The organism is Sphingomonas sp. 179-A 2A2 NHS (genome assembly GCF_045371305.1).
Taxonomy (GTDB): Bacteria; Pseudomonadota; Alphaproteobacteria; order Sphingomonadales; family Sphingomonadaceae; genus Sphingomonas.
On the sequence record NZ_JBIQDE010000009.1, the window covers coordinates 27667 to 41076 of the forward strand.

At 66.9% G+C, this 13410-nt stretch carries 9 protein-coding genes; 5 read left to right on the top strand and 4 right to left on the bottom strand.

The window, feature by feature from the left end; translation table 11 throughout:
- Positions 1-5: 5 nt before the first annotated feature.
- On the bottom strand, positions 6-1106 hold the full coding sequence (locus tag ACH0AE_RS16810; protein WP_406876026.1) for an NADH:flavin oxidoreductase: 1101 nt from the start codon (positions 1104-1106) through the stop codon (positions 6-8).
- 237 nt (positions 1107-1343) lie between these two features.
- Here ACH0AE_RS16810 and ACH0AE_RS16815 point away from each other — a divergent pair, with 237 nt between their 5' ends.
- From ACH0AE_RS16815 to ACH0AE_RS16825, 3 genes are all read left to right on the top strand, one after another.
- A complete protein-coding gene (locus tag ACH0AE_RS16815; RefSeq protein WP_294444997.1) occupies positions 1344-2330 on the top strand; it encodes a bile acid:sodium symporter family protein in 987 nt (328 codons plus the stop codon).
- A 217-nt stretch (positions 2331-2547) separates the two neighbouring features.
- A complete protein-coding gene (locus ACH0AE_RS16820) occupies positions 2548-3789 on the top strand; it encodes an LLM class flavin-dependent oxidoreductase (protein WP_294444998.1) in 1242 nt (413 codons plus the stop codon).
- A 43-nt stretch (positions 3790-3832) separates the two neighbouring features.
- Positions 3833-5068 (top strand): acyl-CoA dehydrogenase family protein, encoded by a 1236-nt coding sequence (locus ACH0AE_RS16825; RefSeq protein ID WP_406876027.1) that lies wholly within the window; start codon positions 3833-3835, stop codon positions 5066-5068.
- 69 nt (positions 5069-5137) lie between these two features.
- On the opposite strand, the gene ACH0AE_RS16830 is transcribed toward ACH0AE_RS16825, so the two are convergent.
- A complete protein-coding gene (locus tag ACH0AE_RS16830) occupies positions 5138-6577 on the bottom strand; it encodes an NAD-dependent succinate-semialdehyde dehydrogenase (RefSeq protein ID WP_294444079.1) in 1440 nt (479 codons plus the stop codon).
- 95 nt (positions 6578-6672) lie between these two features.
- Positions 6673-7845, bottom strand: a complete 1173-nt coding sequence (locus tag ACH0AE_RS16835; protein WP_294444080.1) for a CaiB/BaiF CoA-transferase family protein — start codon at positions 7843-7845, stop codon at positions 6673-6675.
- 265 nt (positions 7846-8110) lie between these two features.
- Between ACH0AE_RS16835 and ACH0AE_RS16840 the strand changes: the two genes are divergently transcribed.
- Complete coding sequence (locus ACH0AE_RS16840; protein ID WP_294444081.1) at positions 8111-10483, top strand: TonB-dependent receptor; 2373 nt, start codon at positions 8111-8113, stop codon at positions 10481-10483.
- Positions 10484-10552: 69 nt separating this feature from the next.
- Here ACH0AE_RS16840 and ACH0AE_RS16845 read toward each other — a convergent pair whose 3' ends face one another.
- Complete coding sequence (locus ACH0AE_RS16845) at positions 10553-11044, bottom strand: MarR family winged helix-turn-helix transcriptional regulator (protein ID WP_406876029.1); 492 nt, start codon at positions 11042-11044, stop codon at positions 10553-10555.
- 165 nt (positions 11045-11209) lie between these two features.
- Between ACH0AE_RS16845 and ACH0AE_RS16850 the strand changes: the two genes are divergently transcribed.
- The gene (locus ACH0AE_RS16850; protein ID WP_294444082.1) at positions 11210-13213 is read left to right on the top strand and encodes a S9 family peptidase; all 2004 of its coding nucleotides are present in this window, start codon (positions 11210-11212) and stop codon (positions 13211-13213) included.
- Positions 13214-13410: the final 197 nt, after the last annotated feature.

Here is a 13410-nt window from a genome sequence, read left to right on the forward strand (position 1 = left end):
AGGGTTCAGGCAGCCAGCTCGTCCGCGACGAAGCCCGGCCAGTTGCGCATATAGGTGACGAACTGCGGGCTCAGCCCCTCGTCGAGCAGGTGCTGAGCGGTCACCGGCAGCGCCGGCGACTGGTACGCCGCCTCGCGCGCCACGCGCTTCGGGAAATCGTGCCGCAGGATCGCGGCGCGCCCGATCACCGCAAAGTCGCAGCCCGCCGCGATCACCGCCGCGGCATCCGCCCCGGTCATGATCTTGCCTGCTGCGCCCAGCCGCACGTCGCCGCGCGGCAGATCGGTGAAATAGCTCAGCAGCGAGCGGCCCTGATGCTCTTCTTCATACGGCTCCTTCGTCACGTCCCACAGCGACATATCGAGATAGTCGATGTCGCCCTTGGCCAGCAGCTGCGCCGCGACCTCGCGGATCTCGGCCAGCTTCAGCCCGAACCGCTCCGGCGACAGCCGCACGCCAAGCTGGAAATCGGTGCCGCAGCTGGCGCGGATGCCATCGACGATCTCGAAGATCAGCCGCGCGCGATTCTCCAGGCTCCCGCCATAGTGGTCCTCGCGATGGTTGATCTCGGCGGAGAGGAACTGCGCCAGGATATAGCCATGCGCGCCATGCACCTCGACGCCGTCGAAGCCCGCCCGTTCGGCGCGCACCGCGGCGGCGATGAAATCGTCGCGCAGCTGCTCCACCTCGTCCAGCGTCAGTCCGCGCGCGCCGCTCGCCGGGTCGTCCGACGGGCAGACCGGCGTGCCGACCAGGTCCTTGGGCGAGCGGTTGCCGGCATGGTGCAGCTGCACCGAGGAGACGGAACCGGCCTCCCGGATCTTCGTCGCCAGCCGCGTCAGGCCTTCCAGATGCTCGTCGCCGAACACGCCCAGCTGACCGGCAAAGCCCTGCCCCGCCTTCTGCACATGCGCCGCCGCGGTCATCGTCAGTCCGAAGCCGCCGGTCGCACGCATCGTCAGCCAGTGGAATTCCTCGTCCGAAAGCCGGCCGTCCTCATGGCTCTGCTGATTGGTGAGAGGCGCCAGCATGAAACGGTTCTTCAGCGCCGGGCCGCGCGTCAGCGTCAACGGTTCATGAAGCAAGGCGGCCGCATCGTTGGTCATCGGGCTCTCCTGGAAAACAGTGTCGCGCATCGCCGCCACGCATTCCGCGGCGCGCGCATGATGGTGATGGCACCGGCAGGTACACGCCAATGCGCTTGGCGCCGGGATGTCGCGATGAACGGGCGTTTTGGCAACCACCCCTTGGTTTTGCTTCCTCTGCTCCCTTCGCGCGTTTAGGCCGCTTCCTTCGCCCGTCCGGCGCCACCACGCGCCATTCCATGCCAAGGTCAGCCGCGCTTGTTCCGTCTCATCGATCGCTTCAGCCTGATCCTGCTAGCCACCGTCGTCGTCGCGACATTGCTGCCGTGCGAAGGGGACGTCGCACGCGTGTTCGACGTGGTCACGATCGGCGCGATCGCCGCGCTGTTCTTCCTCCACGGCGCGAAGCTGTCGCGCGAAGCGATCGTCCAGGGCATCACCAACTGGCGGCTCCACTTGCTGGTGCTGGCGATCACGTTCATCCTCTTCCCGCTGCTCGGCCTTGGCGCGCGCGAAGTGGCGCTGGGCGTGCTGACGCCCTCGCTCGCCGCTGGCATCCTGTTCCTGACGCTTCTCCCCTCGACGGTGCAGTCCTCGATCGCCTTCACCTCGATCGCCGGCGGCAACGTCCCCGCGGCGGTGTGCAGCGCATCCGCGTCGAACCTCATCGGCATCGGCCTCACCCCGATCCTCGTCGCTGCCTTCATGGGCGGCGAGGCGCATGTTTCGGGCGACCAGATCTGGGCGATCATCTTCCAGCTGCTCGTTCCGTTCGTCGCCGGCCACCTGTCACGCCCGCTCACCCGCGCCTTCGTGGAGCGCAACCGCGCGATGCTGTCGGTGGTCGATCGCGGCTCGATCCTGCTCGTCGTCTACACCGCCTTCAGCGCCGCCGTCGTCGAGGGGCTGTGGACCCGTCTTCCGATCTGGCAGCTGCTGCTCGTCGGCCTGTTCAGCGTCGTCCTCCTCGCGCTGGTGATGGTGATCACCGTCTTCCTCGCCGCCCGTCTCGGCTTCGATCGGGCGGATCGCATCGCGATCCTCTTTTGCGGCTCGAAGAAGAGCCTCGCCTCGGGCGTGCCGATCGCCGGCGTGCTGTTCCCGGCGGCGCAGGTCGGCCCGATCATCCTGCCGCTGATGATCTTCCACCAGCTCCAGCTGCTCGTCTGCGCCAGCATCGCGCAGCACTATGCCCGCCGCGCCGCCAGCGAGGCGGAGGCCGAAGAGGCCGTGGTCGCCGGCTGACGCCCGCCAGCCGCTTCCCGCGGGCGATCGGGCCCGCGAACGATTGACAAAGCCCGCCGTTCCACGGATCAGTCGCAAATAAGCGAAGCGACTTAATTCTAGCGGAGCGCCGTCCGGCGCTTCCGGGAGAGGGTGACGAGACAGTACGGTTCGCGGGGCACGCTGCCCCGTGCCCGCCAGTGACGTCGCCGTAGATCCACTCGGTCCGGAGATTGTCATGGCTCGGTTGAAGTTCGGTGCATTCCTCGCCCCCCACCACCCGATCGGCGAGCATCCGATGCTCCAGATGCGCGAGGATATCCGCCTCGCGAAGCACCTAGACGAGCTCGGCTATGACGAATTCTGGGTCGGCGAGCATCACTCAACCGGCTGGGAAGTGATCGCCTCGCCCGAGATGTTCCTGGCCGCTGTCGGCGAACATACCCAGCGCATCCGCCTCGGCACTGGCGTGGTCTCGCTGCCGTACCACCATCCGTTCAACGTCGCGCAGCGCATCGTCCAGCTCGATCACATGACGCGCGGCCGCGTGATCTTCGGCACTGGCCCCGGCGCGCTGCCGTCCGACGCATACATGCTCGGCATCGATCCGATGACTCAGCGCGATCGGCAGGACGAGGCGATCGGCGTCATCCGGCGCCTCTTCGCGGGCGAACGCGTGACGCATGAGAGCGACTGGTTCACGCTGAAGGACGCACGGCTTCAGCTATTCCCGCTGCAGGAGGAGATGCCCTTCGTCGTCGCCTCGTCGATCAGCCCTTCCGGCATGACGCTCGCCGGCAAATACGGGATAGGCGCACTCTCGATCGGCTCCAACTCGGACGCCGGCCTTGCCGCGCTGCCGACGCAATGGGGCTTCGCCGAACAGGCCGCCGCCAAGTCCGGCAAGACGGTGAGCCGCGACAATTGGCGCGTGCTGATGAGCTGGCACATCGCCGAAACGCGCGAGGAGGCACGCGCCCAGGCCGGCGCCGGCCTCATGAAATGGCATAATGAATATACCGTCGGCACGCTGATGCGCCCGGGCGCCAAGCCCTTTGCCTCGCCCGACGAGGCGGTGGACCTGACCGCCTTCGTCGACGGCGCCGCCGCCGTCATCGGCACACCCGACGATCTCGTCGCCGCGATCCGCAAGCTTCACGCCTCGGCCGGCGGCTTCGGCACCGTGCTCGGCTTCGTCCACGACTGGGCGAACCGCGAGAATACCGCCAAGAGCTGGGATCTCGTCGCGCGCTACGTCATCCCCGAGATCCACGGCCTGCTCGAAGGCTATCGCACCTCGCGCCAATATGTCGTCGACCATCGCGACGCGTTCGAGCGCGCCGGGCAGGCTGTGCTGTCGAAGATCATGTCGCACGAAGGCGCCGCCGCCGCGCTCAAGGCCGGCATGGAAGGGAATGTCGCGATGCGCTCGCCCAACGCGCCCGATCTCAACAAGGCCGCTGCGGCGATGAAGGAATAAGCACCGGCAACAAGCCCGGGCACCCCATCAGGAGAGTGATACCATGTCGATCGATTTCGAGATTCCGGCGGAGGCCAAGGCGATCCGCGCCAAGGTCCGCCAATGGGTGCAGGACGAATGCAAGCCCGCCGAAAAGCGGCTGACGAATGGCGAGGATTACAAGACGGTTCTCAATGAACTGCGCACCAAGGCCCGCGCGCAGGGCTTGTGGTGCCCGTTCATTCCCAAGGAATATGGCGGCATGGGCCTTGGCCCGCTCGCCAATGCGCTGGTCCAGATGGAGCTCGGCGAAAGCCACCTCGGCGCGCTGTCGATGAACACGCAAGGCCCCGATGACGCGACGATGATGACGCTGCTGGCGCACGGCACCGATCATCAGAAGGAAAAGTATCTGAAGCCGCTGCTCAACGGCGAAAAGCGCATCTGCTATTCGATGACCGAGAAGGCGGCCGGCGCCGACGCGACGGGCATGCAGACCCGCGCGGTAAAGGACGGCAACGAGAATTACGTGCTGAACGGGGAGAAATGGTTCTCGTCCGCCGCCAGCGTCGCCGACATCGCGCTCGTCATGGCGATGACCGATCCCGATGCGCCGCGCCATCAGCGCTATTCCACCTTCATCGTCGAGCTGCCCAACCCCGGTTATCGCATCGTCCGCGATATCGAGACGATGGCGGTGCATGGCCCCCTGACCGAGATCCTCGGCGGCGGTCATTCGGAGGTCGAGATCAAGGATCTCGTCGTCCCGGCGGAGGATCTGCTCGGCGGCGAAGGCAATGGCTTCAACATGGGCCAGCATCGCCTCGCCTACGGCCGCCTGCGCCATGGCATGCACAATGTCTCGATGGCGCAACGCGCGCTCGATCTCGCCACCGCGCACGTCATCCAGCGCGAGACGTTCGGCAAGCTTCTGAAGGAGCGGCAGGGTGTCCAGTGGATGCTCGCCGATTGCGCGGCGGAGATCTACAAGGCGCGGCTGATGCTGCTCCACATCGCCTACAAGGCGGAGCGCGGCGACGACATCCGTCAGGAGAATTCGATCGCCAAGATCTTCCTCGCTAACATGGTGCATCAGGTGGTCGACACCGCCATCCAGCTGCACGGCGCGCTTGGCTTCAGCCTCGATACCCCGCTCGCCGCCTGGTACACGCACATCCGCTCGCAGCGGCTGGTGGACGGCCCGGACGAGGTCCATCGCTGGACGGTCGGCCGCAACGTCATCAAGGCCTATGAGCGCACCGGCACCACCGCCTCGGCCTGCGGCGGCGACCTGCTCTAAACCGAAGCGCTCGCAGCGACATTGCAGCCGCACCGGTCGTCACCGGCGCGGCTGCATCGCTTAGTGCCGTCAGACGTTCGCGACCACCACCGCGCGCACGTTCAGATACGCTTCCAGCGCCTCCGGCCCGCCTTCGGTGCCGTAGCCGGAATCCTTGATCCCGCCGAACGGCAGCTCGGCCGATCCCGCCGCGGGCGTATTCACCCACAGCATGCCCGCCTCCACGCGCCGCGCCAGCAGGTCCGCATTGGCGAGCGAGCGGGTGAAGGCATAGGCTGCCAGCCCGAACGACAGGCGGTTCGCCTCCGCGATCGCTTCGTTCAGATCGTCGAAGCCGCGGATGCCCGCGACTGGCCCGAACGGCTCGTCGTTGAACAGCCGTGCGTCGAGCGGCACGTCCGCCAGCACCGTCGGCGCCCAGAAATTGCCCGCCTCGCCGATCCGGCTGCCGCCGGTAAGCACCGTCGCGCCCTTGGCCACCGCATCGGCCTGGAACTCGGCCATCGCAGCGAGGCGCCGCGGGTTGGCGAGCGGCCCCATCTGGGTGCCTTCCGCCGTGCCCTCGCCCACCTTGATGCCCTGCGCGAGCGCGGCGAATGCCTCGCCGAACTGCCGCTTCACGCTGTTGTGGACGAGGAAGCGGGTGGGCGAGATGCACACCTGCCCCGCATTGCGGAACTTCGCGCTACCGACGCTCTTCACCGCCAGGTCCACGTCGGCATCCTCGCACACGATCACCGGTGCGTGGCCGCCAAGCTCCATCGACACGCGCTTCATATGCTTGCCGGCGAGGCTTGCGAGCAGCTTGCCGACCGGCGTCGAGCCGGTGAAGGTGATCTTGCGGATGATCGGGCTTGCGATCAGATATTCCGAGATCTCGGACGGCGTGCCGAAGACGAGGTTCAGCACGCCTTCCGGCAGCCCCGCATCCTCGAACGCGCGGATCAGCGCCGCCGGGCTCGCAGGCGTTTCCTCCGGCGCCTTCACGATCATCGAGCAGCCCGCAGCAAGCCCGGCGCCGATCTTGCGCACGATCTGGTTGATCGGGAAGTTCCACGGCGTGAACGCCGCCACCGGCCCTACCGGGTCCTTCACCACCATCTGCCGGATGGCGAGGTTCGACCGATGCGGCACCAGCCGGCCATAGACGCGGAAGCCCTCTTCGGCGAACCATTCGATGATGTCCGCCGCGGCCATCGCCTCGCCCTTGGCCTCGGCCAGCGGCTTGCCTTGTTCCTGCGTCAGCAGCAGCGCGATGTCCCCGGCGCGCTCGCGCATCAGGCCCGCGGCCTTGCGCATGATCCGGCTGCGCGCCGCGGGCGTATAGTCACGCCACGTCTCGAACCCGCGCTGCACGGCATCGAGCGCCAGGTCGAGGTCCGCCTTGGTCGCATGGGCGACGCGGCCGATCTCCTTGCCCGTCGCGGGATTTTCCACCCCCAGCGTCCGGCCGTCGCCCGCATCGCGCCACGTGCCGCCGATGAAAAGCTGGGTATCGGGATAAGCCATTATATCGTCGCTCCGTCATGATCGGGGTCCGTCGCCCCGCTGCATCGCCAACGTTCCGGCCGCCGCTCCGTCCCGCAGGGAGCCGGCGCGAAGGATCAGCCGGACGCTGCGGTCTTTGCGGGCTCAAGCCCCAGTTCGGCGCGGATCGCCGCGCCGTCGGCATCCAGCGCCGGCGCAAGGCGCGATGTGGGTCGGTGCGCCTCAAAGTCAATCGGCGTGGCCGGCAGCCGGATCGTCCGTCCGTCCGGCGCCTCGAGGTCGACATAGCATCCCGCGGCGATCGCCTGCGGGTCGCGCGTCGCCTGCCCCACCGTCTGCACCGGGCCGTAGATCAGCTTCTCCGCCTCCAGCGCCGCCTGCACCTCGGCCCAGCTCATCGCGCCGAACGCCTCGTCCAGCACGGCGAGCAGCGCCGCGCCATTCGCCCGCCGGTCACGCACCCCGCGGAAGCGTGGATCCTCGACCAGCTCGGGCCGGCCGATCGCGCGCGCCAGCTTCGGCCAGTCGCCCGATCCCTGCCGCGGCACGGTGACGAACCACTGGCCGTCCGCGGTGCGGAAGAAATTGTTGAGCACGTTCACCACCTCGGGCCGCGCCTTGGTGGAGGCGAGCTTGTTGAGCTGCAGCTGCACGGCATGTTCCGACGAGGCGGCATAGACGCCCATGCGCAGCAGCGACGTCTCCAGCTTCTGCCCCTCGCCCGTCCGCTCGCGGTGGAACAGCGCCGCCATGATCCCGCTGACGAGGCCCATCGCCGCCATGTGATCGCCGATCCCCGTGCGCAGCGGCGCCGGATCGGCATCCTTGACGCTGGTCAGCGAGCACAGCCCCGATCGCGCCCAGAAAGCCGTGATGTCGAAACCGGGCTTGTCCGCCTCCGGCCCGGCAGCGCCATAGCCGGTGAAGTTCGCGAAGATGAGGTCCGGCTTGATCGCCTTCAGTTGCTCCCAGCCGATCCCCAGTCGCTCCAGGCTCGCGGGCCGCGTGTTGGTCACGAACACGTCGGCTGTCGCGATCAGCCGCCGCAGCACCTCCGCGTCCTCGCTGTCGGTCAGGTCGAGCGCGATCGATCTCTTGCCGCGATTGTCGGTGTCGAACACGCGGTTCTCGGTGTCGTCGCGCCCCAGCGAGGTGAAGAACTGGCGGAACGGATCGCCCTCGCGCGGTTCCACCTTGATCACTTCGGCGCCCCAGTCGGACAGGATCCCGCACGCCCCCGGCCCGGCGACGTAACTCGCCAGTTCCACCACGCGAATGCCGTTCAACATCGTGCTCTCTCCCGCTTGTGCCGGCGGTGCGCCCTCGTTGGCATCACACCCCGCTCTTGCCCCGGGTCAAACCGGCCAGCCGGCGACAGGTCAAGCCATGCCTTGGCCAAGCTCGACGCACAGCGGCGCAAAGCGGACCTGTTTTGCAAAGCCGTCGGATCGCGGATAGGGTTGTGACACCGGTGTCAAATTGATAATCCACTTATTGGGTAGGTTTTGGAGAGAAACAGAAGTGTCAAAGGGGATTTGGGCGGCTGGCGTCGCCTTGACCGCGTTCGCAGTGCCCGCAGCGGCGCAGGACGCGGGAACCACGGCCGCCGCGCCGGGCAGCGACGTACAGGCCTCGGCAGAGGCGAGCAGCGACGAGACCGGGCTTGGCGATATCGTCGTCACCGCGCAGAAGCGGTCGGAACGGCTGCAGGACGTGCCGCTCGCCGTCTCGGTCGTGTCGGGTGATGCGATCGCGCAGCTTGGCGGCGTCAACCTCGAGAACGCGCAGTATCTCGTGCCAACGATGAACTTCCGCAAATCGGGCACGACGATCAACCAGTCGCTGTTCCTGCGCGGCGTCGGCACCTCCACCTTCTCGATCGCGGGCGAACCGTCGATCTCCACCGTCGTCGACGGCGTCGTCTATTCGCGCGCCGGCGAGGCGTTCAGCGATCTCGTCGATATCGACCGGATGGAAGTGCTGCGCGGCCCGCAGGGCACCCTCTTCGGCAAGAACGCCTCGGCCGGCGTCATCAACATCGTCACCCGCCGCCCGGGCGACGAGTTCGGCGGCTATGTCGAGGGCAGCTATTACACCGGCGGTGACGAATATCGCGTAAGAGGCGCGGTCGATCTGCCGCTGGCGGAAGGCATCAAGAGCCGCTTCACCGGCTTCTACGGCTCGTGGGATGGCAACATCCGCAACATCGCGCACGGCGGCCGCCGCGTGAACGGATACGAGCATTGGGGCGTGCGCGGCATGATCGTCGCCGATCCGACGCCCGATCTGCAGTTCACCCTGATCGGCGACTATCGCGAGGCGAAGGACGATTGCTGCGCCGAAGTGATCGGCACGCCTGCCACGGGCCTTGCCGCGCAGCTGCTGCCGGACGTGCGCGGTGACAAGTCGCGCACCATCAACCAGGATCTCATCACCCGCACCAACGAGAAGAGCTGGGGCGTCTCCCTCCAGGCGGATTGGACGCTGGGGACGCAGACGATCACGTCGATCACCGCCTATCGCGATTACCGCAACGAAGAGATCCGCGATGGTGACTGGCTGCCGGCCGCTTATGTCGGCCTCAACCAGCTGCACGATTTCGGCCCGCAGACCGGCGATACGTTCAGCCAGGAAATCCGGCTGACCTCGCCGTCCAACCAGTTCCTCGAATATGTCGTCGGCGCCTTCTATTCACGCGCCTATTCGGAACGCTCGTTCCGGCGTGACGATATCGTGTGCAACACGGTGCCGGCCTCCACGCCCACGTCGCTGATCCCGTGCACCACGCCGGGACTCAGCGTCACCCGGCCGACCGGTACGGCGGTGTTCGGCTCGACGTTCAAGAACCTCGCCTTCTTCGGCCAGGCGACGCTGAACCTCACCGATCGCTTCCGCGTCATCGGCGGCATCCGCTACACCGCCGATCAGCTGGACGTGTTCCACAGCCGCGTCACGGCGCTCGCCGGCCCGGGCATCAACCCCAATTTCGACCAGGGCGTCTTCGATCGCTACCAGCAGCTCGTCGCCTCGGGCGTGTCCCCCACGGCGGCGCAGACCCAAGCGGTGGCAGCGTCGAACGGCATTCCCTGGCGCGGCAAGACGACCAACGACAATTGGTCCGGCAAGGCCGGCGTGCAGTTCGATATCGTGCGTGAATCGACCGCCTATGCCACCTATTCGCGCGGCTATAAGGGTCCGGCGTTCAACATCTTCTACAACCTGTCCGCCACCGGCACGAACGTGATCGAGCCGGAAACCGCGGACAGCTACGAAATCGGCGTCAAGAACACCCTGTTCGACGGCCGGCTGGTGCTGAACCTCGCCGCCTTCTACGCCAAGTACAACAATTACCAGGCGAACAACCCGGATGAAGTGGCGGGCGTCCTCGTCACGCGCTTCACCAACGCGGGCACCATCTCCACCCGCGGCGTGGAGCTGGACGTGCTGGTCCAGCCGGTGCGCGATCTCAGCATCTCGGGCGGCGTCGCCTACACCGATGCGCATGTCGATCAGTTCAAGCTGCCGACCAACGGCACCGTCGGTTCGGTGATCCCCTCGGGCACGCAGCTTGGCGCCGCGGTGAAGTGGAAGGGCTCGGTCGCGGCCGATTATCGCATCCGCACCGGCGGCGCGGTCGATTTCGGCCTCGGCACGCAGATCAGCGCGCAGACGAAGCAGACCGGCCAGTTCGATGCCAATCCGGTGATCCGCGAGCTGACGCAGATCCCCGGCTACACGCTGGTCAATCTCAGCGCTTCGGTGATGGATGCGGACGATCGCTTCCGCCTGACCGCGCAGGTCAAGAACCTGTTCGATCAGAGCTTCCCGGCTGCGATCACCAGCGGCGGCCCGGGCGGTGCCTATCGCTACATCATCCCGCGTGAGGCGGATCGCTATTACGGCATCACCGGCCGCATCAACTTCTGATCCGCTCCTGTCCGCGCCACGCACCGGCGCGGGCAGGTCACCTTCGGGGGCGGCGTCAGCCGCTCCCCCCTATTTGCCCTTCGCTAGATCGGGCATGGCGGCGAGGTTCGTCACCAGCTTGCGCGCGATCGTGCGCAGCGTCTCGCCTTCCTGAACCGTCAGCGCAGGGTTGCTCACCATCTTCGCCGGCGCCTTCGCGGCTGCCTTGCGCAACGCGTCGCCCGCCCTGGTCAGCGACACCACCACGCGCCGCTCGTCCGCGCTGTCGCGCTGGCGGGACAGGATCCCGTTTGCCTCCATCCGCTTCAGCAGCGGCGTCAGCGTCCCGCTATCGAGGTACAGCCGCCGCCCGATCTCGCTCACGCTCTGGCCGTCCTTCTCCCACAGCACCAGCATCACCAGATATTGCGGATAGGTCAGCCCGATCTCGTCCAGCGCCGGGCGGTACAGCCGCGTCAGCAGGTTCGACGCGGCATAGAGCGGGAAGCACAATTGATTTTCCAGCTTCAGCGCCTCGGCGGCACCGTCGACCTTGGCTTCGTCTACCTTGATTGCGTCCATCATCTGGCTTTCCGGTCGGCGGCTCACGCCCGTTGCTGCGCTAAGGATGCACGTTCCGGGTCGTTTCAGCTACTCATCTTGATCCTGCGGCGCGGCAGCAACGCGGCGATCGGCGCGCGCCGGCGAATTAACGCCCTATCATTGCTCGATCGTTGCGCATCCGGCTTGACGCTGCGCCCCCCGCTGTTCGATCAGGACCCTATGTTCAAGCACTTCGCCGCTTCGCTCACCCTCGTCGCGCTCGCCGCCGGCGCCTCCGCCCAGACCATCGCTCAGCAGACCGCCGGCTCTCCCGCGGTCGCCCAGCGCCAGGTCGGCAGCGCCACCCTGTCCGGCGTGCCGGAGATCCCGGCCGATGTGCGCGAGGCGGTGCAGCGCTACCAGAACAGCCGCGCGGCGCAGTTCGAGGACTGGCTGCCCGATGGCTCGATGCTGATCGCCACGCGCTTCGGCGCGACGCAGCAGCTGCATCATGTGGCGAAGCCCGGCGCCACCCGCACCCAGGTCACCTTCGGCGCGGAGCCGATCGCCAGCGCCACCGTCATCCCCGGCACCGATCGCTTCGTGATGACGCGCGACACCGGCGGCGACGAATGGTTCCAGCTCTACACCCGTGGCCTCACCGGCACCGCGCAGCAGCTGACGCAGGCGGGCACGCGCAACGGGTCGCCGGTGTTCAGCAAGGACGGCAGCCTCCTCGCCTGGGCACGCGCCACCAAGGGCAGCGCCGCCTACACGATCCTCGGCGTCGACCCGAAGGCCGGCGGCACGCCGCGCACCTTGTATCAGGCGGACGGCGCCGTCGCCCCGGCGGACATTGCGCCCGACAAGTCCCGGCTGATCTTCGTGCGCAGCCTGTCGAACCGCGAGGACCAGCTGTTCGAACTCGATCTCGCCACCGGCAAGGCACGGCGCATCGCGCCCAAGGCAGAAGTCGCCGTCTACCAGTCCCCGCGCTACCTGCCGGGCGGCAAGAAGCTGATCGCCATCTCCGATCGCGGCAACGACACCCGCCAGCTGGTCGAGATCGACCTCGCCACCGGCGCGCAAGCCGTGCTGACGCCGGGGCTGAAGTGGGATGTCGAAAGCTATGACCTGACCGACGATGGCCGCGTGCTGGCTTATGCGGTGAACGAGGACGGCTTCTCGCGCGTGGTGGTGCAGGATCGCATCACCCGCCGCGCGCTGCCGCAGCCGACGTTGCCCAAGGGCGTGCTGACGGCGCTCAAGTTCTCGCCCGACGGCAAGCAGCTCGCGATCGGCCTCACCTCCGCCACGTCGGCCGGGGACGTGTGGAGCTGGGACGTCGATGGCGGCGAACTGACGCGCTGGACGACGTCGGAGCTCGGCGATCTCGATCCCGCGCAGCTCGCCGAGCCGGAGCTCATCCGCTTCAAGTCGTTCGACGGCCTGTCCGTGCCTGCATTCGTCTATCGTCCCAAGGGCGTGCCGGCGGGCACGCGCACGCCGGTGATCATCGACATCCACGGCGGGCCGGAGGCACAGACGCGACCGATCTGGAATTATGGCGCGCAATATTTCGCCGACGTGCTGAAGGCGACGGTGATCCTGCCCAACGTTCGCGGCAGCGACGGCTATGGCAAGCGCTACCTCAACCTCGACAATGCCGAAAAGCGCGAGGATTCGGTGAAGGACATCGGCGCGCTGCTCGACTGGATCGGCCAGCAGCCGAACCTCGATGCCAGCCGCGTCGCCGTCTATGGCCAATCCTATGGCGGCTATATGAGCCTTGCCGTGATGACGCATTATTCCGATCGCCTGGTCGGCGGCGTCGAGCGTTATGGCATCAGCAACTGGATCACCTTCCTCGAGAATACCGAGGCCTATCGCCGCGACAATCGCCGCGCCGAATATGGCGATGAGCGTGATCCCAAGATGCGCGCCGTGCTGGAGCGTGTCTCGCCGATCACGAACGTCGATCGCATCAAGAAGCCGATGCTGGTGATGCAGGGTGCTAACGACCCGCGCGTGCCGCAGCTTGAATCCGATCAGGTGGTCGAGAAGCTGCGCGCGAACGGCAACGAGACCTGGTACGTGCTGTTCGCCGACGAGGGTCACGGCTTCCTGAAGAAGCCGAATAATGATCTTCGCCGCGAGGTGGAGACGGTGTTCCTGCGCCGCCTGTTCGAGCAGCAGCCGGCGCGCTGATTTCGACCACGCGCAGGGCGCGGCTGGGCATTGCGCTTCCAGCCGTGCTCAACCGTGCTCATCTTTGCACATGCCGCGGCCATGCACGCCCAATGCTGGCCGTCAGCGCACCATCGGCAGCCGAATTCTCACCGCTTTTTCCGGTGAATTCGGCGAGAAACGAAACCGGGGTGGCCCCGTTGGGCTTTTCGCGATAA